The following is a 24,052-nucleotide window of genomic DNA, read 5'->3' as shown; positions in this document are numbered from 1 at the left end:
GGCCGCTGCCATAGCCGATGCCGCAGCCGAAGCCGGTGCCGCTACCGAAGCCGGTGCCGAAGCAGATGCCGCACCCGCCGCGGATCCGGCCGCCACCGTGACCCGGCTGCGGGCCGGCTTCGCCACCGGTCGCACCAAGCCGCTCGCCTGGCGGCTCGGCCAGCTGCACGCACTGCGCACGCTGCTCACCGAGCAGACCGACGTGTTCCTCGCCGCCCTCCGCGCCGACCTGGGCAAGGGCCCGCAGGAGGCGTACCGCACCGAGATCGGCTTCACCCTCAACGAGCTGGACCACACCGTCGCGCACCTGGCGGAGTGGCTGGCTCCCCGGCCGGTCTCCGTGCCGGAGGCCTTCCGGCCGGCCGAGGCGCGGGTGGTCCGTGACCCGCTCGGCGTGGTGCTGGTCATCGCGCCGTGGAACTATCCGCTGCAGCTCGCCCTGGCCCCGCTGGTGGGTGCGCTGGCCGCCGGAAACGCGGCCGTGGTCAAGCCCAGCGAGCTGGCACCGGCCACGTCGGCGGCCCTGGCCCGGCTGCTGCCGCGCTACCTCGACCCGCAGGCCGTCGCGGTCGTGGAGGGCGCCGTCGCGGAGACCACCGCACTGCTGGAACAGCGCTTCGACCACATCTTCTACACCGGCAACGGCGCGGTCGGACGCATCGTGATGGCCGCCGCCGCCCGGAACCTGACCCCCGTGACCCTGGAGCTCGGCGGCAAGAGCCCCGTGCTCGTCGAGCCCGGAGCCGACCTGGCGGCCACGGCCCGGCGGATCGTCCGCGGCAAGTTCCTCAACGCCGGTCAGACGTGCGTCGCACCGGACTACGTGCTCGCCATCGGCGACACCGCCACCGCCCTCGAAGAGCACCTGGCCGCAGCCGTCCGGGAGCAGTACGGCCCGGACCCGTCGGCCCACGAGGAGTACGGGCGGATCGTCAACGAGCGGCACTTCGACCGGCTGGCGCGGCTCCTGGGCGAGGGCCGCACCGTCACCGGCGGGACGCACGACCGGGCGAGCCGCTACCTCGCCCCGACCGTGCTCGCGGACGTCTCCCCGGAGGCCCCGGTGATGCAGGAGGAGATCTTCGGGCCGATCCTGCCGGTGATCGGCGTGCCCGACCTGGACGCGGCGATCGCCTTCGTCAACGAGCGCGACAAGCCGCTCGCCCTGTACGCCTTCACCGACTCGCCGCGGACCAAGCAGCGGCTGGCCGACGAGACCTCGTCCGGCGCGCTGGCCTTCGGTCTGCCCGTCTCCCACCTGGCCGTGCCCGAGCTGCCGTTCGGCGGTGTGGGCGAGAGCGGCATGGGGCGGTACCACGGCGAGTACTCCATCGACACGTTCAGCCACTCCAAGGCCGTACTCGACAAGCCGCTGGCCTGACCGGGTCCGGGCCTGGGCTTGGATCCCGGCCTGGATCCGGATCCGGGCCCGGGTCCGACCGGCCCGGCCGCCGCCCGCCCGCCTGTTTCCCCCGTCCCCGCCGACCCGGGCACCGGGGCACCGCTACCAGAAGGACGTCAGACATGAAGCCAGCCGACCACATCGCGGCCGTCGCGGCGGAGACCGCACGATTCGCCGACACGGTCGAGGGATCCGACCTCGCCACCCCCGTGCCGTCCTGCCCGGACTGGAACCTGGCCGACCTGACCCGGCACACGGGCAGCGTGCACCGCTGGTTCACCGTGCTGCTGCGGCAGCGCATCCAGCAGCCGCCCACGAGCCGGGAGGTGGACCTGCAGCTGCCGGAGCGGCCCGAGGACTACCCGGACTGGCTGGCGCGGAGCGCCGCGGAGTCGGCGAAGGCGTTCGCGGCCACCGACCCGGACGCGCCGATGTGGGCCTGGGGGCTCGACCAGCACGCCCGGTTCTGGATCCGCCGCATGCTCTTCGAGACGCTCGTGCACCGGGCCGACGCGGAGCTCGCGCTGGGGCGCGTACCGCACATCGACCGCGTACTGGCGGTGGACGGCGTCGACGAGTTCCTCACCAACCTGCCGTTCGCCTCCTTCTTCGCGCCGCGGACCGCCGAACTGCGCGGCCCCGGCCGGACCCTCCGTTTCACCTGCACGGACGGCGACGAGACCTGGCTGATCCGCCTGCGCCCCGACGGCTTCGGGCTGGTGGCCGACGACGCCGAATCCGCGAACCCGGCGGACGCCACAGTCCAGGGGTCGGCCGCGGACCTGCTCCTGCTCCTCTACGGCCGCCTGGACCGCACCGGCGACACCTTCCGGCTCCTGGGCGACCAGGACCTGCTCGCCCACTGGTTCGCTCACTCGGCCTTCTGACGACGATCGCGCACGCGAGACCCGTCAGCCCCCTTCGTCACACCCGCCCCGTCACGCTGCCTCGTCAGGCTTGCGTGGCGGGGCTCGCCAGTGCGTTGAGGGCGGCCGTCAGCTGACGGTCGGTGAGGGGGGCGGCCGGCAAAGGGTGCGTCGCGGGCTCCGTGCGCAGGCCCGCGAGGAGCAGGTGGAGCTGGCGGCGCCAGGCCCCGGGGGCCACGGCGGCCGATGCCGGCACCACGCGTCCCAGCGCGGCCAGGGCGAAGAGCAGGTCCTCGACGGTCACGTCGTCGCGTACGACGCCCTGGTCGCGGGCGCGCGACAGCAGGAGGGTCACCGTCTCGTGGTGGTGGGTCTTGAGGGCGTCCAGCGTCGGGATGTCCGGGATGCCGGTCGTCATCAGGTCGTTGGCACCCCGGTCCGCCGCCAGGCCCTCGAAGATGTACTCCAGGTAGCGGACCAGGCCCTCCCAGGGGTCTCCGGCCTTCCGCGCCTCGTCACCGCGGCGGAGGGTGTCGCTCAGCCCCTCTCCGAAGACCGCCTCGACGAGTGCGCCCCGGGTGGGAAAGCGCCGGTAGAGCGTGGCGTTGCCGACGCCCGCGCGGCGGGCGATCTCGTCCAGGGGGGCGCCCAGGCCCTGTTCGGCGTAGATCTCCCGAGCGGCGGCGAGGAGGAGCTCGCGGTTGCGCCGGGCGTCCCGGCGCAGGGGTGCGCCGCCGTTCTCCCGCCCCGTGCCACTGCCCGTCACTGGTCTCACCGCTCCCGCGTTCGCCGTTCTGCCCGCTTGCTCGCTTGCCCGCTTGCTCACTCGGCTGCTTGCTCGCTTACGAGGCTGCAGCCTAGCAAGTTAAGCGTGGACCACTCCCCGGTTAGCTGTTACGGTCGTGATCCGTAAGCGGGGAGCTCTCCCCGCTTAGAAGGGATGACGACCGTGACCACCATGCCCCTCTTCGACGGCCTCGCCCCGGCCGGCACCGACTTCGCAGCCGATCCGTACCCCGTCCTCGCCCACATGCGGGAGAAGAGCTCCGTGCACCGCGTCCCCACCGAGGGGGCCGGAGACGTCTGGGTCGTCGTCGGGTACGACGCCGTGCGCGCCGCGCTCACCGATCCGCGGCTGAGCAACGACGTACGCCACTCCGCCCGCTGGTCCGGTGACGGCGGCCACGCCATCGGCCGCAACATGCTGCAGACCGACCCGCCGGACCACACCCGTCTCCGGGGCATCGTGGCGCGGGAGTTCACCTCCCGCCGCATCGAGGCCCTGCGGCCCCGCATCGAGCAGATCGCCCACGAGCTGCTCGACGCCGTCGCGCCCCTGGGCCGTGCCGACCTGGTCACGTCGTTCGCGCGGCCGCTGCCCATCGCCGTCATCGGCGAGCTCCTGGGCGTGCCGCGAGAAGACCACGATTCCTTCCACACGTGGTCCGACCGCATGGTCTTCGCCCCCACCGTCGAGTCCGCCACCGCCGCGGCCGCCGCCATGACCGGCTACCTCCTCCAGCTGCTGGAGGCCAAGCTCCGCTCCCCCGGCGACGACCTGCTCAGCGCGCTGGTCCGCGCCGAGGACTCCACGGGCCGGCGACTGCCGCAGGACGAACTGCTCGGCATGGCCTTCGTCCTGCTCGTCGCCGGACACGAGACGACCGTCAACCTCCTGGCCAACGGGACGCACGCGCTGCTCAGCCACCCCGAGCAGTTCGCGGCGCTGCAGGCCGACCGGTCCCTGCTGCCCGGGGCGATCGAGGAGATGCTGCGGTACGAGGGGCCGGTGACCTCCGCGGCGTACCGCTGGACCGCCGAACCGCTGGAGATCGACGGGACGACCATCCCGGCCGGCGAGTCCGTCCTCGTCCTGCTGGCCTCCGCCTCACGCGACCCGCACCGCTTCCCGGAGCCGGACCGCTTCGACATCCGCCGCCCCCGGACGAGCGGCGGCGGGCACGCCGCCTTCGGCCACGGCATCCACCACTGCCTGGGGGCGCCCCTCGCACGGCTGGAGGCCACGGTCGCCTTCAGCGCCCTGCTCGACCGCTTCCCGGACCTGGCCCTGGACGCCGACCCGGCGGACATACCGTGGCGGCCCGGCCTGATCCGCGGCATCACCCGCCTGCCCGTGCGCTTCACGGCCGGCGACGCTGAGCCCGTTGCGGCGGCCACCGGCTCCGTCGAGGCCTGACGGAAGGATTCACCCGGCCGTCGACGCGTGGCCGGAACCCCCGGTGTCCGGCAGCTCGGTCAGCTTCGCGCCGAGGCGGAAGAACGTGATGGCGGCGTGCACCGCGAGTGCGACCGGCAGTGCGAGGAGAAGACCCCACGGCACGACGCCGAGCGCGGCCAGGAGGATGCAGACCGGAACGGTCAGGAGAGTGGGGAACGTCGAGGCCAGGGCGATGCGCATACGGGTTCGGCGGCTCATGGCCGGGCTCCTTCGAGGAGGTGGAAAGGACAGGGGGTACGGGCGGGACGGTCAGGCGGTGCTGCGGCGGGCGTGGTCGAGGTACGCGGCCAGGTCGCGCCAGTCATCCGCCGGGGCGGCGGGATCGCCGGACATGGCGGCCGGATCGTCCTCCCAGGCGTCGCGCACGCCGGCGGAGATCCCTTCGTCGCCTCCGGTGAACAACGCGCTCAGCTCGTCCATGCGGGCCACCAGCCGGCGGACCTTCCGGTCCGTGGGCGGGGTTCCGGCCGCGCGGAGCCGCTCGGCCCGGCGGTACAGCTCCGGCCACTCGACTTCGAGCAGGTAGTGCATCGCGGGACCCAGATCGGCGGCACGGGTCCGCAAGACCTCCACCTGGTCCTCGTCCAGGTGACGGCGCAGTGTCTGCTCGCGCTCGGGGCCGGTGCCGCCGATCGCCCGCAGCGCTTCCAGCAGGTCCGTGGACGTCGGGGCCCGGCCGGTCGCCAGCTCGCCGCCGAGCCGCACGAGCCGGTCCCGCAGGGTGTCGAGGGCGGCGATGGACGCCTCGACGCCGGCCAAGTGGTCCCGGACCAGCCGGGCCGGGTCGACTCCCGCATCGAGGCAGACGGCAATGGTCTCCAGGCTCAGCCCCAGGCTGCGGAGCGCCAGCACCTGATAGAGGCGGATGAGGTCGTCCTCGGTGTACTCCCGGTGCCCGCCCGCGCTGCGCTGCGAGGGGCTGAGCAGGCCGATGGTGTCCCAGTGATGCAGGGTGCGCACGGTCAGCCCGCTGGCCTCGGCGAGCGGGCCCACCTTCCAGCTGGTGAAAGCAGTCATGGAACAACCATGCAACCTGACGCCGCGTGAGGTTCAAGCGGCGGCGGCCGGGCATCCCCGCACGCTGTCATCGAGGGCAGGCGTTCGGGGGGAGGTGGCCCGCTCACGGTTGCGTTCAGCGGCCGGTAAGTGGTGCGCTGCGAGGCGGATGCTCTCGGTGAGGAGGATCGGCCATGGACATTCCCGGACCCGAACCCCGGGCGGACGGCGGGGTCGGTGCGGTCGTGGCGGCCGGAGGACTGCACCACTACCAACGGCAACTGCACGCCGAGTACGGGCCCGTCGTGCGGTTCCAGCTGCCGGGCGCCGAGACGGCCGTGTCGGTCGCCGACCCCGTACTGCTGGAGGCCACGGCGCACCTCGACAAGCGGCCGGAGCGGCTGTTCGCGTTCTTGGAGCCGTTGTGCGAGGCGGGCAACTTGCAGGTGATGCCGGCCGACGAGCACGGCCCGTGGCGGCGGCTGCTGCTGTCGGTGCTGGCCGGACGCCCCTCCCACGAACGGCATTTCGGCCGGTTCACCACGCTGGTGACAGCGCTCGCGGACGACTGGGCGGCGCGGGCGGAACGCGGCCCGGTGGAGTTGCAGAAGGATCTCACCACCCTGTCGCTGCGGATGATCTGCGCCTACGCGCTGGGCGGCGAGGTCGCGGATCCGGACAGCGTCGTCACCGCCTTCGAGGAGGTGCTCACCGAGCACCTGGGGCGGCTCTACGAGGTGCCGGACCCCGGCGCGGACGAGGAGGAGGAACGGGCCGAGAGGGAGGAACGGGCCAAGGGCGCCGAGCGGGCACTGGCATTCCTGCGGGGGACGGTCGACCAGGTGATCGCAGCCCGCCGCTCCGGCGGCCCCTCCGGCAGCCGCGCGGGCGGAAGCGGCCCGGCGGACAGGATCGGCCCGGCGGACAGGAGCGATCTGATCGGAGCGCTCGTCGACGCCGGTGAGCGGCCCGCCCGGATCCGCGACACCGTGATGATGACGATGCTGGCGGCCCACCACACGACGGGCGTGGCCGTGTCGTGGACCCTGCACCTGCTGGGCAGGCATCCGGCGGTGGCCGACCGTGTCGCCGACGAGCTGGACGGCGTACTCGGCGACCGTACGGCACCCGCGTACGCCGACCTGCGGCGGCTGACGTACCTGGAGATGGTCCTCAAGGAAGCGATGCGGCTCTATACGCCCGGCCCGTACGGCGCGCGGGAGACCACCGAGCCCCTCACTCTGGGCGGCTACGAGATCCCTGCCGGGGCGACGGTCTTCTATCCCTTCTGGGCCGTCCACATGAACCCCGAGCACTGGCCCGAGCCGGAGCGTTTCGTGCCCGAGCGGTTCACTCCCGAGGAGACGGCCAAGCGGCCGAGGCCGGCCTACGTGCCGTTCGGGCTGGGGCCGCGCAGTTGCGAGGGTGCAGCCCTGGCCATGGTGGAGGCCTTGCTGATCCTGGCCGTACTGCTCAAGCGCTTCCGCTTCCGGCCCGCGCCGGGGCACGAGGTGAGGCCGATCGAACGGTTCGTGCTGTGGGCGGCCGATGACATCCGCATGATCGTGAGCTCTAGGACATGACGCGCCCTACATCGCGCATACGGTCACCCCGAACCGGAAGCACCCCCTCGGAGGAGAACGCCATGCCCGGCAAGAACACCACCGGCCCGGCAGTAAGCACTGGACCGTCCTCCTCGACCCTTCCGGCCAGCCCTTCTGCCTCCACGCCCGCTGACACACCCGCCGCCTCGCCCCCGCCGTCCCCGGAGCTCAACCCGTGACCGCCCTGCCCCGCATCACAGCCGCCCAGCGCCGCGCCCGTCTCGCCGGCCGGCACCTGCTCTCCCCCTCGACGAGGGCGGCGACCGCCCCCGAGGTGGCCGCGGCCCTCGTCGGCCTGCACGCCACGGATCCGGCGACCGTCTTCCTCTCCGTGGCCGCTCGTCTGCGCACGCCGACGGTCGGCGCCATCGACGCCGCGCTGTACGACGCCCCGGCCGGTGGACGGGCCGCCGGCCCGGCGCTGGCCCGGATCCGGTGCATGCGCCGCACGATGTTCGTCGTCCCCGCGTCACTGGCACCGGCCGTGCACGCGGCGACCGTCAAGGACGCCCACCGGCACCGCGCGGACGCGATGAGCAGGCTGTCCGAGGCCCTCGGCTGGGACGAGCGCCGCTACGCCGCCGTGGAGGCGGCCACGCTCAAGGTTCTGGGGGCACGCGGCGAGGCGACCGCGGCCGAGCTGGCGACCGCCGTCCCCGACCTCCGGGAGCAGCTCGTCACCTTTCCCGGCAAGCCGTACGAGTCCCGGCAGCGGGTCAGCTCTCCGGTCCTGGGCGTGCTGGCGGCCGAGGGGCGCATACGCCGCTCCCGCCCGGCGGGATCCTGGACCTCCGCACAGTTCCGCTGGGCTCCGGCCCGGCCGCTGCCTCACGTGCCCTCCGCCGCGGCGAAGACGGAGCTGGCGCGCCACTACCTGGCTGCCTTCGGCCCTGTCACCACCGACGACCTCAAGTGGTGGACCGGCTGGACCCTCACGGACACCCGCAAGGCCCTCGCCGCGACCGGCGCCCAGGCCGTCGAGCTCGACGAGGGCACCGGCTACCTCCTGCCGGAGGACCTGGCCGGACTCTGCGGGAACGAGGCCGCCGCCCCCGAGCCCTCGGCGTCCCTCCTGCCCGGCCTCGACCCCACGGCCATGGGATGGCGCAACCGCAACTGGTACCTCGACCCCGACCACACCAAGGCCCTCTTCGACCGCAACGGCAACATCGGACCCACCGTCTGGTGGAACGGTCGCATCATCGGCGCCTGGGCCCAGCGTCCGGACGGCCGCATCAACCACCACCTCCTCACGGACCCGGGGCGCGAGGCCCGCAGTGCCGTGGAGCACGAAGCCGCGCGTCTGACCGCCTTCCTCGCCGGCACCCGCGTCACCCCCTGCTACCGCACTCCGCTCGAACGCCGGCTCGCCGCCTGACGAAACGTGTTTACCGGAGCCCATAAGAGGAAGGCGCGTGAGTGTCCGAACGCCTAGCGCATCTCTGGAGGCATCGATGAGCGCCGAGAAGAAGGCGGAGAACGCCGCCGAGAAGATCAAGGGCAAGGCCAAGGAAACCACGGGTTCCGTCACCGGCAACGACGCCAAGCGGGCCCGGGGCAAGGCCGAGCAGGCCAAGGCGGACGCGAAGCAGGCCGGCGAGCACGCGCGGAACGCTCTCCGGCACTGACGAGAAGACGGACTCCTTTTCCCCGGCGGCGAATTCCCCCGCCGGGGAAAAGGGCGTGGAAAACGACTCCGGGTGCGTGGTCAGGCATGCGTTTCTCGCGCGCACCGTGCGCGCAAGGTACGGCCGGATATCGCTCACAGGGCAGCTACTGGGCAACCTTCGTTCCGGTGTCCTTCTTCCAGGGGCCGACGCCGAGCTTGCCCGTCGTGCCCAGGTCCAGCTCCGGGGTCACCGTCACCGGAGCCGCGCCGGGCTCTGCCCACACCCTGACGTACGGCACGTTCACCGGTTCGCCGGCCTCGACCGTGTTGCGCCACACCAGACCGGCGTAGGCGCGCTCGCCGGGCTCCAGCACCAGCGGCTGAGGCGTTCCGTCGGCTCCGGTGCCGGTGGCGATCTCACTGCCGCCACGGAGGATCCGGACGCTGTCGACGGATTTACGTGCCTCGTCGAGGAGTTGGAGCCGCGGATAGCCGTTGAGCCGGTGGGTTTGCGTGCCGCAGTTCTCGAGATGGAGGCTCACGACGCGGAGTCCCATGGCGGCGTCGCCGTCGTCCGCGGACACGCGCACCCCCGAGGGCGGGCAGGAGGCCTCTGTGGCAGGCGCTTCGGCGGAGGGGACGCTCCTGACCCGGGCGACCCGCACGTGCGTCGCGCCCCGCGCGCCGGAGGGGAGTCCGCTCATGGTGACGGTGCGCTTCACGGTCCGGCCGGGCTCGACGGACGGCACTGCCTCCTTCGTGTTCGCCAGCACCTCCCCTGCGGCCGACAGGAAGTCGAACAGGATCGTGTAAGTGAGGGGCTCGTTGCCGTGGTTGGTGACCTCGAACTCGGCGCAGGGACTGACCCCGCCCGCGCTCACGCGCGTGACCCTGACTCCGTCCTTCTCCGCGCCGGAAGCACCACCGGGCAGGGCCGAAGCGCCGGGGGCGGAGGTCGTGCCGGACGGCTCGGGCCCGCAGGAGGACGCGCCGGGGAGGCCCGGGGAACCGGACGCCTGCGCCCGCGCCGCTCCGTCACTGCGGGCGCCTGCCTTCTGGTCTCCGCATGCGGTGAGCAGCAGGACGCCGGCCAGGACGGTGGAAAACGTGCAGAGAGCGGTACGCATGGACCGAGTCGATCATCAACGGCCCATATCGGCAGTAACGTGACCCACACCCCTGGTCACAGTCCTGTCACGGGCGAGCGGGGACGGTAGACGCCGGGGAGGGCCGTGCTGATCCGCGCTCAGCGGGACGGGGACGTCACGGGGCTGAAGGCCCGTACCGCGCCCGCCCGACGGCCGCCGCCGCGGTCAGGGGGACTGCCAGGACGGCGGCTGTCAGGAACAGCAGGCGGTAGTGGTGGTGTTCGGCCGCCCCGGCCGCCAGGCTGCCGGACAGAGCGCTGCCGGCGTACAGGGCGACCCCGAACATCGCCACCCCCGTGGCCCGGGCGGACGGGGTCAGGCCGGTCGCCCAGGACTGCAGCGTGGAGTGCAGGAACGACCAGCCGCCCCCGAGCAGCAGAGCGGTCACGGCGAGGGACGGCACGGACTGACCGGACGCGGCGAGCAGGTAACCCGCCACCATCTGGGCACCGCCCACCAGGATCAGGCGCACCGGCCCCATGCGGCCGGCGAGGCGCTTGACCACCTGGGCGGCGGCGATGGAGCCGGCGCCGTAGAGCGCGGACACCGCCCCGGCGAGATCGGGCTTCGCGCCGTGGGCTTCCAGGGCCGGGGCCAGGTAGGTCAGGAAGCCCAGCAGGACGGCACCTTCCAGCATCGCCACGCCCATCACGAACCACTGCCAGCGCGAGCGCAGCACGGTCATGAGGGGGGCCAGCAGCGGGCCCGCGGGCTCCCGTTCCGGCTCGGGAAGCCTGCGCAGGGCCACGGCGAGGCAGGCCGCGAACAGCCCCGGCAGCGCGAAGACCGGTCGCCAGCCGGAGCGGAGGGCCAGCGCTCCGGCGACGGCCGTGGCCACGGCCGTCCCGAGGGCGAAGGCGGTCATCAGCCCGCTGAGGGAGCGCTGGCGCATCCCGGCGAGCACGGTGTCACCGACGTAGGTGAGGGAGGCCGCGATGGAGGCCGCGAAGAAGGCCCCGGCGACCGCCCGGGCAGCGATGAGAGTCGTGACGTCGGGCGCTGCCGCCGAGCCGAACGCGGCCACTGCCGCACCGGCGAGCGACAGCCGCATCACCCGTACGCGGCCCAGCCGGTCGCTCAGCAGACCCCAGACCGGCTGCATCAAGCCGTAGCAGAGGGCGTAGCCACCGGCAGCGAGGGCCACGGTGGACAGCGGCGCACCGAGCTGCGCGCTGATCAGCATCAGCAGGGGGGCGATGCAGAAGCGGTCGAAGTTGCTGACGAAACCGGCCGCGCCGAGCAGCCGGAGCGAACGGGACGGCAGCGCCGCTGCGTTCGCTGCCGTGGGCGGCGGCGTGAGCGTGGGTGGTGACGTGGACGGTGATGCCGTGGGGGGTGATGCCTTGGGCGGTGATGCCTTGGGCGGGGCGGGCGGATTCACGAGGGCGTTGCTCCTTTCTTCCTCCGTGCCCACCAAGCCCACCACCCGGGGGCCGGGCGTGATCGCTTCAAGCGATTACCATCGCTGACAGCCTGTCCGGAGACGGCCGGAGCTGCGGGAAGGGGGGCGGGCGATGAGTGACGGGAGCGCAGCCGCGGGCACCCCGCCGGGCACGCCGCGCCAGGAGCTCGGGGCCTTTCTGCGCTCGCGCCGGGAGCGCCTGACCCCCGCCGACGTGGGCCTGCCGGCCGCGCCCCGCAGACGCACGCCGGGGCTGCGCCGCGCGGAGGTGGCCCACTTGGCCGGGATCAGCGGCTCCTGGTACGCGTGGCTGGAGCAAGGGCGGGTGCGCACTTCGGAGCAGGTGCTGAGGTCCGTGGCACGCGCCCTGCTGCTGGACGAGGACGAGACCGCGCACGTCCTGTCGTTCCTCGACGAGCACGCCCCGGCGTCCGGCCGGACGCCGCGCTGGGTTTCGCGGAACCTGCTGTCGCTGCTGGAGGCCATGGACCCCCACCCCGCCGTGGTCATCGACCCGCACTGGGATCTGCTGGCCTGGAACACGGCCTACGCGGCGCTGCTCACGGACCCGGCCCGGCTGCCCCCGAAACAGCGCAACCTGCTGTGGCTGGTCTTCCGCTGGCCGCCGGCCCGCGCCCTCCTCGCCCGGTGGGAACCGGAGGCGCGCAGCCTCCTGGGCCAGTTCCGCTCGCAGGCCGCGCGCCGTCCCGGGGACCGGCGGTACGCCGAGATCATCGAGGAGTTGTCGGCCGACCCCGACGCAGCGCGCTGGTACGGGCTGCGGGAAACCACGGCCTTCCACCCGGCGGTGCGGCACTTCCGCCATCCGCGCGTGGGCGACCTGCGACTGCGCTACGTGAAACTGGCCGCCGTGGACCAGCCCGGTCATCACCTGCTGGCGTACGTGCCCGATGACGAGCCCACGGGCAAAGCGCTCCGGGCCCTGACGGCGCCCGGCTGAATCCGTGGGTGGCCCGCGGGCGCGGGACTCACGGTCCGGGGGTTCGCCTGCGGTAGACCGTACGTTGCAGGTGGTCCTTGGCCGGGCCTGTGGTGCGCCAGTGCACCCGCCATTCCTCGCGGGAGACGGCGGTGAACGCCCCCTCGTAGCTGTCGGCCGCACATGGGTGGGAGACGGTCCAGCTGCCGGTGCGCAGGTCCAGGTCGTGGAAGGAGCGGCCGTCGGCGAACGTGACCTCGCACGTGCCGTCCGCTCCGGGCAGCAGCGCGAGGGTGCGGCCCGCGGGCGACACCGTGCCGCCCCAGTGCAGTTCGCCGTCCTCGGTGTGCAGCAGCCGGCCGTCGCCGGCCGCCCGGAACACGGCGGTGCCGCGGAACGAACCGCTGCGGCCCGCCGCCAGATCGAACAGGGCGCGCTCGATGCTCCACTCCCCCGTCAGGTACGCCGCCGCGTCGGGCACCGGATACGGCTCCGGGGCATCGGGCCATGCCGGGCCCGGAGGCGGGGCCGGGGCGGCGCTCGGGACGGGGGACTGCATCCCCTCATTATGCAGAGCGCCCCCGGGCGGTGTTGGCGACGGAAGCGGTCGCCTGGATGCCGGGAGCCGAGGGCCGGGAGCGGCCCGCCGAGCGCGATCAGCGAGCGCGCGGTCAGCGAGCGCACACCGACCGCGAGCGCACGGACGGCGATGAGGGCTTCGGTGCGGGCGCGCGCGGTGCGGGTCTGTCAGCGGTTGCGCCGCGTGCTGGACCGCGGCCGCAGCAGTGCCGCTGTCAGTACGGCGGGGGTGACGAGCAGCAGGGTGAGCATGACCAGCGACACGTTGCCGCTCTGCCGGGTACCCGATTGCGGGAGGGCGTTCCGGTAGACGGGGTGGCGGCCCCTGGCTCCAGGGGGGCTGGGGGGCCGGGGCGGATTGGTGGACGGATTCGCGGGCGGAGCGGGAGCGGGCGCGGGCGGGGCAGGCGGGGCAGGCGCGTTGACGATGGGGGCGGGGGGCGGAGGAAGTAGTGCGGGTGGGGCTGGAGGTGCGGGGGCAGGGGGCGCGGGCGCGGGTGGCGGAGGCGGGACCGCTGGAGGAGCGCCCGGGACGGGTGGTGCGGCGGGAGGCGGGGCGGGGGCGGGAGGCGCGGGAGCCGGCGGGGCCGGGGCAGGGGGTGCGGGCGCGGGAGGTGCAGGGGCCGGAGGGGCTGGGGCCGGGGGCGGCGGGGCTGCCGGCGGGGCAGGTACAGCCGGCGGAGCAGGTGCGGGAGCGGCCGGAGGGGCGGGAGCGGGCGCCGGCGGCGCGGGGGCCGGGGCAGGAGGAGCGGGCGCCGGGGCCGGCGGGGCCGCGGGGGGAGCGCCCGGGGCGGGCGGCGCAGGAACCGGAGCCCCGGGACCGGGAGGTGCGGGCGGAGCGGGCGCGGGCGGGGCAGGAGGAGCGCCCGGCCCGGGGCCGGGAGGCGCGGGAGCCGGCGGGGCGGGGGCAGGGGGTGCGGGCGCGGGAGGCGCGGGTGCGGGAGGCGCGGGTGCGGGGGGTGCGGCCGGCGGCGTGGGGCGGCATCTCAGCCACACCTCCGCGTGTGCTCCAAGGGCGCGGACGTCAGCGTCCAGGCATCCTCGGCCGTTGTCGGTCACTTCCGCTCGCGCAGCACCCCCCAGGGGGGTCGCGACGACATGGGAAGGCGGATGGTCCGGCAGTAGTCTCGGCAGGTTGTGCACGACGGTTGTCACCGTCGTGTTGCCTGCTGCGGCATCCACACCCCCGTCGTCCGCTGCGGCCTCCCCGGTCACTGCCACCACAACGGCCGCGGCCAGCATCATTGCGTGCCCTGTTCTCCCCCAGCCCATCACGCGGGACAGCGTGCACGCCCAGCGACGCGTTCGGATGGCATTCTCACCAGATTCGTCCGATGGAAGGAAAATGACGCAACGCGCTTTGCTCGTCCGGTGGACATCGGTGGCGGCCCTGCCGCGTCACACTGGCCCCATGCGACTGTTCGCGGCAGTGATCCCTCCGCAGGCCGCCATCGACGAACTGGCGGCCGAAGTGGCACAGCTGCGTGCCGCCCTCCCGGAGCGCCGCGGCCGCCTGCGCTGGACGAACCCCGTCACGTGGCACTTCACGCTCGCCTTCCTCGGCGAGGTCGACGAGACCCTGCTTCCCGTGCTGGGCCAGTGCCTCGCCGGTACCGCCCACCGGCATCCGGCGCACGAACTGCGGTTCGCCGGCGGCGGCCGGTTCGACGACCGGATCCTGTGGGTCGGGGCGACGGGCTCGCTGGAGACGCTGGGCAGCCTGGCCCGCTCCACCGCCGTCGCAGCCCGGCAGGCCGGAGTGCACATGGACGGCGCGCGCCCCTTCCGCCCCCACCTCACCCTCGCCCGCGCGGCCGGGCACGTGCACCTCCGCCCGTACGCGGAGGAACTGGCCGGGTTCCGGGGCCGCCGGTGGCGCGTCGATCACCTGCACCTGATGCGCAGCCGGCTGCCGGGCCCGGGCTCCCCGGAGCGGCATCCCCGGTACGAGACCGTGGCGGCCTGGCCCCTGGGCACCCGTCGGGTTTAGGCGCCCGTGTCAGGTGAGGCCGGTGAGCGGGTTGGGGAGCGTAGGAAGGGAAACGCCGAGGACCGATGTCTCGACGGTACCGTCGGCGTGCGCGTGTGCGACGTTGCCCAGAATGCCGATGTCGTCGTCGGCCTGGGCGGGGGCCGCCAGCGCTGCACCCCCCAGACAGAACAGAGCGGTCGCCACCAGCATCGTCATCAACCGGCTACCGGGCTTCACGGCATCCCCCTTTTCCAAGGCACACAGCAGACGCCACAGGCATACCGCCGAGGCAGCGCCTCATGCCGCCGAAGCCCCCGCGAGCCGCGCCGCGCGCCCGTGCGCCGTCAGGCCGTGACGGCGCCGCCGCCGAAAACGGAAAACCGCCCGCTCCCGTTCCGGAGCGGGCGGTTTTCCGTTGCGCCGCACGATCCGCAGCGCACGCGTTCAGGACGCCGGAACCGGATCCGACAACTGCTCGCTGATGAACTGGATCGGGCCCTCGCCCATGCTCGGGACGTACGTGTAGGCGTCGTGCTTGCCGCCCGGTATCTCCTTGACCATGGTGTGCACCGGGCCCTTCCCGTACTCCTTCACGAAGTTCTTGACCCCGTTGATGGTGATGGGGTCCTCCTTCGTGCCGTACTGGAAGGCGATGTAGACCTCGGGGCCCTTGCGGGCGATCAGGTCCTTGGCCAGCAGCTTGGGGTCGTTCTCGTCCCGCTCCTTGGGGTGGCCCTTCCACAGCGGGGAGTCGGGGTAGAAGTCCGGGCCGGAGGCGATCGCGGCCTTGAACTGGTCCGGGTGCTTCAGGACGGCCTTCATGCCGGCGAAGCCGCCGGAGGAGGAGCCCATGAACGCCCAGCCCTCGCGCGACTTGATCGTGCGGAAGTTGGCCTTCATCAGGTCCGGGACGTCCTCGGTCAGCCAGGTGCCCATCTTCGGCTGGCCCGGGATGTCACTGCCGTCCCAGTACGTTCCGTTGTTCTTGGGATTGAGGACCGGCATGGCCAGGAGGAACGGCTTGCTCTTGCCCGCGGCGTACCACTTGGAGATGGACGACTGGAGCTTGAGGTTGGTGCCCATCCAGTAGTTGTCGGGGAAACCGGGGCCGCCGGGCAGCGCGATCAGGACCGGGAATCCGTGGTCCTTGAACTTCGGGTCCTTGTACTCCTTGGGCGCCCAGACCCACACCTTGCCCGTGAAGCCGGACTTCTTGCCCTCCAGCGTGGTGACGGCGATGTGCGTGCCGTCGCCGAGGGTGTCGGCGTTCTTGAAGTCGGCGGCGGGCCCGGTCGGCATCAGGACCTTGGAGTCCGCGGCCGGTGCGCCTTGCGGCCCGCCTGCCTGGCCCCCGCTGCCGGGCACGTGGTCCGCGCCGAAGCTGACTGGCTCCCCCTTGTCGGAGAACGGGCCGATCTTGAAGTAGTCGAGCACGCCGGCGGTTATCAGGCCCAGCACGGCTATGGACGCCACCACGATGGTCCACCGCTTGGCGCGGCGGGCGCGATGGTACCCCTGGGACTGATACGTCCCTCCGTTCACTTGCGTCATCACGTCGCTCCGGACACTCCTGCTTCTGCCCCGAAGGACATGACCGTCTGTTTCGCCTTGCTGGAGGGCGAGAGCCCTCCCGGGGTTCCAGCCCCCGCCTATGATCTATGCCGCCCGAACCGCCTCGGTCACCGCCCCTGAGTATCTGCAGTGAGGCGACGGCGAACTGGTGCGCGCGCTGCGCTTCACGTCGTAGCGGCGGCGCCCGCCCGGTCGGCTCACAGGGTGTTGTGACAGGGGCGTGACAAGATCGCCGCCGGATGGTTCTCCGAGGCCTTTTAGGGTGATCACGCGGCATCCGCCGCATCACACGAACCAACGGAGGATCCGTGCGACGCATATCCCTCGCACTCACCACCGCCGCCCTCATCGGCACCACCGCTGCCCTGGCCGCCCCGGCCGTGGCCGCCCCGGCCGCCGCCCCCGTGGCCACCGTGTCCGCCAAGGCGTGCCACGAGGACAACGCGGCGATCTACACCGACGGCACCCGCCTGCGCACCAAGGCGAGCACGTCGGGCGCGGTCAAGGGCCAGCTGTACTTCGGGGACCCGATCCGCATCCTGCGCTCGTCCGGCGGCTGGGACTACGTCGAGCTCAAGTCCAAGAGCAAGGGCGGCCTGTCCAAGGGCACCCGCGGCTGGGTGTCCCACAAGAACATCATCCCGCCGTTCTGCGGCATGTGAGTGAGTGACCCTTCCGGCCGGTCGTGACATCGGCCCGACCGGCCGGTGACGCCGGTCTTCGAGGCCCGGCACGGCCTTGAAGACCGGCGTTCTCCGTACGCGGCGAGCAGAGCGGGACGGGCGGTGCGAGGCGAGACCCACGGGCCCTTCCGCCTGATTGGCCATCACGTCTCCCCCTGGTGTAGAACTCTCGCCGGTCAATCATGATCACGACAAGTTCTTCATTCGGGGGAAATCACATGCGATCCATTCGGCATGTCTTCGGCACGCTCGCGCTCATGGCCGCGCTCGGCGGCGGTCTCACCGCCTGCGGGCCCGACGAGGACTCCGCGAACGGTGCCTCGGCGGGCGCCTCGGCGTCGGCCAAGCCGTCGCAGGCTGCCAAGGGAGATGACCATGGCGACCACGGCGGCGAGAACGACTGCGGGAAGCCGCCCACGCCGCCCGCCGGTATCAAGATCATCGAGGTCGGTCTGCACCGCGACGCGAGCGTCGTCGAAGCCACGGACGCCAAGCCGAGGTGCACGCCCAACGACTGGATCTACCGCGGCGGCGAGGGACCGTCCAAGGCCTACAAGATCCCCGCGAACGTCAAGGCCGAGCTGGCCGTGGGCTCCGGCCAGTTCAAGCAGGTGAACCGCGACGAGCTGTCGAAGCACATCGACGGCTGCCTGCGCAACGACTACAACGTCGTGAAGCAGCCCTTCGCCTGCTACGGCAACGTCTACGAGATCACCCTCACCGCCAAGGGCGACGAGATCAAGACGATGCGCGAGCGCTGGTCCGTCTGACGCCCTGACGTCCGGCCGGCGGCGGCCGCCGCCGGCAAGTGGCCCAGGAAACCGCCGCACTAGTGGACCACTTGGCAGGGTAGTTCCGGCTTTACGGTCGGAGGCATGACCATGCTCTCCGGTGATGCCGCCGTCTTTCGTTCCCTGCACCACGACCGGGCCTCCTCCGGTCCCCTCGTCCTGCCCGGTCCCTGGGACGCGGCCAGTGCCCGTGCCTTCGCCAAGGCCGGGTTCCGGGCGCTGGCCACGCCCAGTGCCGGGGTGTCGGCCGTTCTCGGGTACGCCGACGGCAGTGCGCCTGCGGACGAGATGTTCGCCGCGGTGGCCCGTATCGTCCGGGCCGTCGCTGCGGACGGCGTGATGGTCACCGCCGACCTGGAGGACGGCTACGGGCTGGCGCCCGCCGAACTCGTGGAGCGGCTGCTGGAAACGGGCGCCGTCGGCTGCAACCTGGAGGACACCGACCGCGTCACGGGGCGGCTGAAGGACCCCGCCGAGCAGGCCGAGTGGCTGTCCCGGGTACGGGCCGCGGCCGGCGACCGGCTCGTGATCAACGCGCGCGTTGACACCTTCCTCAAAGGCGAGCAGGCGGCTTCGGAAGCTGCCCCCGCCATCAGCCGCTGCCTCCTCTACGCCCGGGCGGGCGCCGACGTCGTGTACCCCATCCTCGCCCCGGCCGGCCTGCTCCCGGAGCTCACCCGTGCCGTTCCCGTGCCGGTCAACGCCATCGCCCTGCCGGACGGGCCCTCGCCCCGCGAGCTGGGCGAACTGGGCGCCGCCCGAGTCACTTTCGGCGGTGGCCTGTACCGCCGCGCGGCGGCCGGGGTGGCGGGCATGGCGGCCGAGCTGTGGACGCAGGTGGGCACGCACGGCGCCGGTACGCGGGGCTGACGGCGGCCGGGCGGCCCGCTCCGTACGGCGCCGGGCCGGGTTGTCAGTGGCATCGGCCATGATCGGGGCATGCACAAGACTGACGGCAACGGCGCCTGGATTGCCCAGGAGTGGAACCGGTTCGCCATCACCGCCGCCCTGCAGGGCTTCATCGGCGGCTCGGGCGTCTGGTACGACGACGCGCTCGTCGCCATCGAGCACACCGGCCGGTTCGTCGCCGGCACGTGGACGCCGGAGCCCGGCGAGGACGGCCCGAAGCCGGCCGGGGACGGGACGTGGACCCGGTTCATAGGCCGCATCGGAGCGGTGGCGCTGCGCGCTGCCGCCCCCTCCACCCGTCCGGAACGGCGCGAAGTGCTGCTCAACTTCCTGGAGTCCTGGGCGGAGAGCCCGTTCGCCGGCCCGGCCTACCGGTTCCGGATCGGCAGGCTCGCCGCGGAGGGCCCGTTCGGGGTGCGCGACGAGCGGGGCGCCGCCGTCGCCGCGTACTGGCCGGTCAAGGAGCGGCGGAGGCTGCTGGAAGCCCGGACCGGCGACGACGCCCCGGACCTGCCGGGCGAGCTGCTGTACGCCGAGGACGCCCACCGCGGCTGGGGCACGCGTGAGCAACTGCGCCGGCTGGTGGCCCTGGTCCGCGAGCGCGGCCCGATGCCCTGGGACCCCGCCGCGGTCACCGGACTGAGCGACGCCGGCGGCATGGGCCGGCCCGCGGCCGCCCTCACCCTGGCCGGCAACCCCGGGGCGGGCGGGTACTTCGTGCCCTTCCTGGACAAGGACGAGCGTGCCGTCCTCGGCCTCAAGACCGCCGAAGTGGACGACGCGCGCGACGAACTGGGGCGGCTGCGGGACTCCGACCGGATAGCCCTGCTCGCCGACGTCCTGCCCGGGGATCCGGCCGATTTGTGGGAACCCGGCGGCCTGCGCCGGGTGGCTGCGCGGACCGCCGAGGCCTGGTGCGCGCAGCAGGGCGTGCGGCCGAGGCCGCCGGAGCCCACCTGGCAGGCGGCGCTGGCGCTGGGGACGCGGATACCGGCGACCGACCTGTGCCACCTCTTCCTCGACCCGGCGCGGGCTCCGCTGCCGCCCGGCTTCTACCTGCGCGTCTGGCCCTGCCCGCCCGCGTACCGGGATCTGCGCACGGTGTGGGACGTCATGGGCTTCCCGGACGCGGACGAGGTGGTCGACGCCGTCTTCACCGGCCTGCCGTGGGCGTACGCCGACCTGCCCGCCGGGGACCCGGTCCGCGACGGCGCGCCGGAGGTCGTCCGGGTCATGCGCAAGGTGCTGGCTGGCGGGGACTCCCCGGCCAGGGTGCTGCGCGCGGGAGTCGTCCGCGGGGCTGCCGGGCCGGGGCGCCTGGACTGGCTGACGGGCGGCACCTGCGACCGGGTGCTGGCCCGGATCACCGCCGGCGACCTGCCTCCGGGCCGGTACGAGTCCGACCCCCGGGCGTGCGCGCCCGGCCTGGTGGCCGAGGTGGCGGACCGGCTCGGGCTGGCCGAGGACGCTGCGGCGCTCTACCTCCAGCTCCTGACGCTCGCCGTGCCGTCCGACCGGAACGTGCGCCGGTGGAACGGCTGGTCCCCGGCCCGGCACCGCGAGGCCGTCGCCGCACTGCTCGGACGCGGCCTGGTCGTCGAGGACAAGCGGGCGCGCGCCGGCCGGGGCGTGTTCCTGCCCGGCCCGTGGGCGCACGCCGCGAAGCCGCTGCCGCCCATGGAGTGCTGGAAGGCCCCGCTGCTGGGAGCCGTGCCGGCGAACCGCGACGGGGCGCAGGTGACGGCCCTGGCACCGCTGCCGGGCACGCTGCCGGAGCTGTTCGCCGCCGCCTGGCGGCGGATCCTCGACGGCGAAGGCCCGGCGGACCAGGACCCGTCCCTGGAATGACCCGGCGGAGGATGCCTGCGGGGGTGGTGACAACGGCCCCGCCCGGCCTCATCCCTTGCGGGCCGCCGGAGCGCGCGAGGCGGTGCGGTTGTTCACTTCCGGCACGGGTGGTGCGATGTGGTTGCGCCGCCGGCGCAGCCACACGTACAGCAGCAGGCAGGGCACGAGCAGCCCGCCGATGCTGAGGGCGAGGAACTCCGTGAAGCTGTTGATGTGCCTGACCAGCCAGTCGAAGTTCTGCCCGAAGAAGCCGACCACGAAGGACATGGGGAGGAACACCGACGCCAGGATCGTGAGCCGCTCCATCGTGGCGCTCTGCCGCAGGTTGATCTTGTTCTGTTCGACGGAGATCACCGCGATGTTCGCTTCGAGGACGGTGGCCAGCAGGTCGCGCTGGGCGGCGACCTCCTCGTTGACCAGCAGCAGGTGGTCGTGCACGTCCCGGAAGTACGGCCGGAGCTCCGCCGGGGACTTGCCGGGCTGCAGCCGCCGGGTGAGCACGGCGAGCAAGGGGTGCACGGCGCGGTAGAAATCCGTGGCCTCGCGGCGCAGGGAGTAGATCCGTTCGGTGGGCGCGACCGCTCCGGAGAACACCGTGGCCTCGATCTGCTCGATGTCGTGTTCGAGCTCCGCGACGACCGGGGCATAGCTGTCGACGACCTGGTCGAGGATGGCCCACAGCGTCGAGGCGCTGCCGGCCCGCAGCAGTTCGGGGCGGCGTTCGAGCCGGCTGCGGGCGCCGCTCAGTTCGCTGGCGATGCCCTGGCGCACGGTGATCACGAAGTGTTCGGCGAGGAAGACGCTGATCTCGCCGGTGTCGATCTCCTCGCGCTCGTCGTCGTAGCGCGCGGTGCGCAGGATGATCAGCTCGGTGCCGTCCTCGTACTGCTCGGCCTTCGGCCGCAGGTGGAAGGCGCGTGCGTCCTCCACGGCCAGTTCGTGCAGCCCGAAGCACTCGCGCACTCTGGCCAGCTCCTCGGGGGCCGGTTCGAACATGCCCAGCCAGACGAACCCGCCCTGCCGGCAGCGCTCGGCCGCCTGCTCCAGCGGCATCGCGCCCTCGTCCTGCCGGCGCCCGTCACGGTAGTGCGCACAGTCGACGATCATGACCATCCTCCTCGCGCCCGGTCCCTGTGCACCGCCGCCCGTCACCCACCAGCGGCACAGCGCGCCGCACACGCCTCACAGCACCAGACTCCCCCGATCCGGCCGGAATGTCCGCGCGACTGGCCGACCGGGCCCGGCCGGCTGCTCCGTACCGTGACCGCGCGCTTCTCGTCTGTGCGCTCCCCGGCACTGACGCCCCGCCACCCGTCCCTGCACCCGCGCATACGCATACGCATGGCATACACATACGCATGGCATGCGCCTACTGGCGCCATGGACGGATCAAGAGCTTCGTGGCGCAACACGACGCACGACTGGGCGAGCGCCGTCGACCTCGCCCACCTGGCAGGCATACGCCGGGACCCGGCGGCCTTCGCTTCCGCGGGCGTGCAGCACCTGGTCCTCGAGGTCGACGACCGGCGCGCCGGCTGATCCGGTCGCTACTGCTCGTCCTTGTGCGGGACGCGCGCCCGGACGACGCGGACCGGCGGGTACATGAGCGGTATCAGGCCGGAGCGCCGGACGTCGGTGAGGCCGGCGGCGCGGGCCTCGCGCTCGTACTCCTCGGTCTTCATGAAGTCCACGACGAGCAGGCGTCCGGAGGGCCTGAGGACGCGGGCGGCCTCGCGGATCGCCCGGGCGCGCTGGCCGGGCGTGGGAATGTTGTGGATCGCCAGGCAGGCGGTGACCAGGTCGAAGGAGGCGTCGGGGAACGGCAGGTCGGTCATGTCACCGTCCTCCAGGGTCAGCCGGTCCTCCAGGCCCAGGGCCCGGGCGTTGCGCAGGCAGGTGTCGCGGTTGCTGCCCCGCTGGTCCTGCGACCGCCAGAGGTCGATGCCGGTGCCGGTGCCCCGGGGCAGCCGGCCGAGCGCCCCGAGCAGCATCTGCCCGCTGCCGCAGCCGAGGTCGAGCACGTCTTCGTCTCCCCGCAGGTGCAGGTCGCCGAGGATGCGGTCGCAGAGCCTGATCTTTCCGATCTTCGACGAGGCCGTCATGGCGGTGAGCGTGAAACCTCCCACCAGCAGGGGCGCCAGCCCCGCCCAGGCCAGGGGGGCGATCCGGGCCCGTGCGCCGATGGCGACGCAGGCGGCGCCCAGGGCTCCGACGGCGCCGAAGGCGGCGACCACCGGCGGCGCGTCCAGGCCGTAGTACGGGCGGCGTGGTAAGGGGAGGGAGTCGTGCTCGTTCACGTGCGCCTCCGTCATCGTGTTCCGGTGTTCTGATGCTTTTTCGCGGGGCCGAAACGGAACGTTCGGCCCAACTTGCCGTCGGACCAGTGGCGTTGACACTGGATGCGGCGGAACTTTACGCTGCGAGACGGACGGGGGCAAGGCGGGGGAAATCCTGAAGAGTCCTTCCCCGACGCCTTTGCGCAGTACGCCAGAGAGGACGACGGGTTTCCATGGAACCCAGTACTCCCATTTTCTTCAGGAGATCTCCCCGGAGATCACGGAAACCGTCTCCGCACTCGCCGATCGGCAGAGAACACCGCATCCTGCCAGGTCAGGACCGCTGCCACCGCTCCCCCTGAACGAACGCCGTCACCGCCCATTCCCCGGGTGGGCGATTCATCCAGGGCCGAGCGCCGCGCCGTACGCCATTGCCGCGGAGAACCACGGGAGAAGTGCGTGAGGAAATCTCTCGCGGCGGCCGGACGGCCGGACGGCCCGCCAGGGAGGATTTACCTTGCGAACCAAGGACATCACGACGACACCCTTACCGGCCGCCGGCGACGGAGAATCAATCGACTATTTGATCTCCCATTGGTCGGCCCCGTTGTGCTCCGGGCTCCTCATCGGCGAGTGGGCTCCGTGGTCGTATCGCAGTGAGTGTTTCCTCGCCCCCTTGCGGATCAGGGCCGTGGACGGCGGTCCGCGGCGGTGGACGACTGCGCTGGCCGGTCACGACGAACCGCCCGACTGGCTGGTGCTGGGTCCCGCGCTGCCCGACGAGACCATCGAGGCCGCCGTCGACGACGCCAAGCACCGATGTCCGGGCATCCGCTGGGCACTTCTCGGGAACACGGCGGACGACGCGCGGTGCCTGCGCTGGCTGCGGCGCGGCTGTGACGCCTACCTGTCGGCGGCGGCCGACCCGGGATGGGTGGCCGGAGCCCTGCTGGCCGCCGCCTGCGGGCTCACCGTGGTCGACCAGAGATTCAACCCCGACGCGGCGGCCGACGGGCGTCCCGTGTCCCCGCTGACCCGCCGCGAGCGGGAGGTGCTGGGCCTGCTGCGGACCGGCAGCAGCAACCGGGAGATTGGTGCCCGGCTCCATCTGGCGAGCAGCACCGTGGAGTTCCACGTGCGCAACGTGCTGGCCAAGCTGGGCGTCAAGAACCGCACGGCCGCGACGGCGAGGGCCGCGGCCCTGGGGCTGTAGCCG

General features: G+C 72.9%; 24 protein-coding genes. 14 read left to right on the top strand and 10 right to left on the bottom strand.

Annotated elements, in window-relative coordinates:
• Positions 1-97: 97 nt before the first annotated feature.
• Together ACFZCD_RS02465 and ACFZCD_RS02460 are read left to right on the top strand one after the other, a co-directional pair.
• The gene (locus ACFZCD_RS02465) at positions 98-1,381 is read left to right on the top strand and encodes an aldehyde dehydrogenase family protein (RefSeq protein ID WP_391827924.1); all 1,284 of its coding nucleotides are present in this window, start codon (positions 98-100) and stop codon (positions 1,379-1,381) included.
• 143 nt (positions 1,382-1,524) lie between these two features.
• A complete protein-coding gene (locus tag ACFZCD_RS02460) occupies positions 1,525-2,289 on the top strand; it encodes a maleylpyruvate isomerase family mycothiol-dependent enzyme (protein WP_391827034.1) in 765 nt (254 codons plus the stop codon).
• A gap of 64 nt (positions 2,290-2,353) precedes the next feature.
• Here ACFZCD_RS02460 and ACFZCD_RS02455 read toward each other — a convergent pair whose 3' ends face one another.
• The gene (locus tag ACFZCD_RS02455; protein ID WP_391827032.1) at positions 2,354-3,034 is read right to left on the bottom strand and encodes a TetR/AcrR family transcriptional regulator; all 681 of its coding nucleotides are present in this window, start codon (positions 3,032-3,034) and stop codon (positions 2,354-2,356) included.
• Positions 3,035-3,208: 174 nt separating this feature from the next.
• Here ACFZCD_RS02455 and ACFZCD_RS02450 point away from each other — a divergent pair, with 174 nt between their 5' ends.
• Positions 3,209-4,465: a cytochrome P450 gene (locus tag ACFZCD_RS02450; protein WP_391827030.1), complete on the top strand. Its 1,257-nt coding sequence runs from the start codon at positions 3,209-3,211 to the stop codon at positions 4,463-4,465.
• Positions 4,466-4,474: 9 nt separating this feature from the next.
• Here the strand turns inward: ACFZCD_RS02450 and ACFZCD_RS02445 are convergent, their stop codons facing one another.
• Together ACFZCD_RS02445 and ACFZCD_RS02440 are read right to left on the bottom strand one after the other, a co-directional pair.
• On the bottom strand, positions 4,475-4,705 hold the full coding sequence (locus ACFZCD_RS02445) for a hypothetical protein (RefSeq protein WP_391827028.1): 231 nt from the start codon (positions 4,703-4,705) through the stop codon (positions 4,475-4,477).
• A gap of 51 nt (positions 4,706-4,756) precedes the next feature.
• Positions 4,757-5,524, bottom strand: coding sequence for a MerR family transcriptional regulator (locus tag ACFZCD_RS02440; protein ID WP_391827026.1), 768 nt, complete (start codon positions 5,522-5,524; stop codon positions 4,757-4,759).
• Between the two features lie 173 nt (positions 5,525-5,697).
• On the opposite strand from ACFZCD_RS02440, the gene ACFZCD_RS02435 reads away from it, so the two are divergent.
• From ACFZCD_RS02435 to ACFZCD_RS02425, 3 genes are all read left to right on the top strand, one after another.
• On the top strand, positions 5,698-7,086 hold the full coding sequence (locus ACFZCD_RS02435; protein ID WP_391827024.1) for a cytochrome P450: 1,389 nt from the start codon (positions 5,698-5,700) through the stop codon (positions 7,084-7,086).
• A gap of 196 nt (positions 7,087-7,282) precedes the next feature.
• Positions 7,283-8,485: a winged helix DNA-binding domain-containing protein gene (locus ACFZCD_RS02430; RefSeq protein WP_391827022.1), complete on the top strand. Its 1,203-nt coding sequence runs from the start codon at positions 7,283-7,285 to the stop codon at positions 8,483-8,485.
• 76 nt (positions 8,486-8,561) lie between these two features.
• A complete protein-coding gene (locus ACFZCD_RS02425) occupies positions 8,562-8,735 on the top strand; it encodes a CsbD family protein (RefSeq protein WP_391827020.1) in 174 nt (57 codons plus the stop codon).
• A 145-nt stretch (positions 8,736-8,880) separates the two neighbouring features.
• On the opposite strand, the gene ACFZCD_RS02420 is transcribed toward ACFZCD_RS02425, so the two are convergent.
• A complete protein-coding gene (locus tag ACFZCD_RS02420) occupies positions 8,881-9,843 on the bottom strand; it encodes a DUF4232 domain-containing protein (protein ID WP_391827018.1) in 963 nt (320 codons plus the stop codon).
• Positions 9,844-9,979: 136 nt separating this feature from the next.
• The gene (locus ACFZCD_RS02415; RefSeq protein ID WP_391827016.1) at positions 9,980-11,245 is read right to left on the bottom strand and encodes an MFS transporter; all 1,266 of its coding nucleotides are present in this window, start codon (positions 11,243-11,245) and stop codon (positions 9,980-9,982) included.
• 133 nt (positions 11,246-11,378) lie between these two features.
• Between ACFZCD_RS02415 and ACFZCD_RS02410 the strand changes: the two genes are divergently transcribed.
• A complete protein-coding gene (locus tag ACFZCD_RS02410) occupies positions 11,379-12,227 on the top strand; it encodes a helix-turn-helix transcriptional regulator (RefSeq protein WP_391827014.1) in 849 nt (282 codons plus the stop codon).
• A 28-nt stretch (positions 12,228-12,255) separates the two neighbouring features.
• On the opposite strand, the gene ACFZCD_RS02405 is transcribed toward ACFZCD_RS02410, so the two are convergent.
• A complete protein-coding gene (locus ACFZCD_RS02405; protein WP_391827013.1) occupies positions 12,256-12,765 on the bottom strand; it encodes a DUF6314 family protein in 510 nt (169 codons plus the stop codon).
• 1,431 nt (positions 12,766-14,196) lie between these two features.
• Here ACFZCD_RS02405 and thpR point away from each other — a divergent pair.
• Positions 14,197-14,775 carry an RNA 2',3'-cyclic phosphodiesterase gene (gene thpR / locus ACFZCD_RS02400; protein ID WP_391827012.1) on the top strand — a complete coding sequence of 193 codons (579 nt, stop codon included), beginning with the start codon at positions 14,197-14,199 and terminating at the stop codon, positions 14,773-14,775.
• A 9-nt stretch (positions 14,776-14,784) separates the two neighbouring features.
• Here thpR and ACFZCD_RS02395 read toward each other — a convergent pair whose 3' ends face one another.
• Both ACFZCD_RS02395 and ACFZCD_RS02390 read right to left on the bottom strand, forming a co-directional pair.
• A complete protein-coding gene (locus ACFZCD_RS02395; RefSeq protein ID WP_391827011.1) occupies positions 14,785-15,012 on the bottom strand; it encodes a hypothetical protein in 228 nt (75 codons plus the stop codon).
• A 189-nt stretch (positions 15,013-15,201) separates the two neighbouring features.
• Positions 15,202-16,308 carry an alpha/beta hydrolase gene (locus ACFZCD_RS02390; protein WP_391827009.1) on the bottom strand — a complete coding sequence of 369 codons (1,107 nt, stop codon included), beginning with the start codon at positions 16,306-16,308 and terminating at the stop codon, positions 15,202-15,204.
• Positions 16,309-16,637: 329 nt separating this feature from the next.
• Between ACFZCD_RS02390 and ACFZCD_RS02385 the strand changes: the two genes are divergently transcribed.
• From ACFZCD_RS02385 to ACFZCD_RS02370, 4 genes are all read left to right on the top strand, one after another.
• Positions 16,638-16,991, top strand: coding sequence for an SH3 domain-containing protein (locus ACFZCD_RS02385; protein ID WP_391827007.1), 354 nt, complete (start codon positions 16,638-16,640; stop codon positions 16,989-16,991).
• A 239-nt stretch (positions 16,992-17,230) separates the two neighbouring features.
• A complete protein-coding gene (locus tag ACFZCD_RS02380; protein WP_391827005.1) occupies positions 17,231-17,782 on the top strand; it encodes a hypothetical protein in 552 nt (183 codons plus the stop codon).
• Positions 17,783-17,887: 105 nt separating this feature from the next.
• The gene (locus tag ACFZCD_RS02375; protein ID WP_391827003.1) at positions 17,888-18,673 is read left to right on the top strand and encodes an isocitrate lyase/phosphoenolpyruvate mutase family protein; all 786 of its coding nucleotides are present in this window, start codon (positions 17,888-17,890) and stop codon (positions 18,671-18,673) included.
• Between the two features lie 69 nt (positions 18,674-18,742).
• Entirely contained in the window at positions 18,743-20,560 is a 1,818-nt protein-coding gene (locus tag ACFZCD_RS02370; RefSeq protein ID WP_391827001.1) for a hypothetical protein, read from the top strand.
• A gap of 48 nt (positions 20,561-20,608) precedes the next feature.
• Here the strand turns inward: ACFZCD_RS02370 and ACFZCD_RS02365 are convergent, their stop codons facing one another.
• Entirely contained in the window at positions 20,609-21,667 is a 1,059-nt protein-coding gene (locus ACFZCD_RS02365) for a magnesium and cobalt transport protein CorA (protein WP_391826999.1), read from the bottom strand.
• A gap of 273 nt (positions 21,668-21,940) precedes the next feature.
• Here ACFZCD_RS02365 and ACFZCD_RS02360 point away from each other — a divergent pair, with 273 nt between their 5' ends.
• On the top strand, positions 21,941-22,099 hold the full coding sequence (locus tag ACFZCD_RS02360) for a hypothetical protein (RefSeq protein WP_391826997.1): 159 nt from the start codon (positions 21,941-21,943) through the stop codon (positions 22,097-22,099).
• 8 nt (positions 22,100-22,107) lie between these two features.
• On the opposite strand, the gene ACFZCD_RS02355 is transcribed toward ACFZCD_RS02360, so the two are convergent.
• Positions 22,108-22,857, bottom strand: coding sequence for a class I SAM-dependent methyltransferase (locus tag ACFZCD_RS02355; RefSeq protein WP_391826995.1), 750 nt, complete (start codon positions 22,855-22,857; stop codon positions 22,108-22,110).
• Positions 22,858-23,512: 655 nt separating this feature from the next.
• Between ACFZCD_RS02355 and ACFZCD_RS02350 the strand changes: the two genes are divergently transcribed.
• The gene (locus ACFZCD_RS02350; protein WP_391826993.1) at positions 23,513-24,049 is read left to right on the top strand and encodes a LuxR C-terminal-related transcriptional regulator; all 537 of its coding nucleotides are present in this window, start codon (positions 23,513-23,515) and stop codon (positions 24,047-24,049) included.
• Positions 24,050-24,052: the final 3 nt, after the last annotated feature.

This window comes from Streptomyces sp. NPDC008001 (assembly GCF_042958085.1).
In the GTDB taxonomy this organism is placed as follows: domain Bacteria; phylum Actinomycetota; class Actinomycetes; order Streptomycetales; family Streptomycetaceae; genus Streptomyces.
Note: the sequence above shows the minus strand (reverse complement) of the source record. Positions and strands in the feature narration are given on the sequence as shown.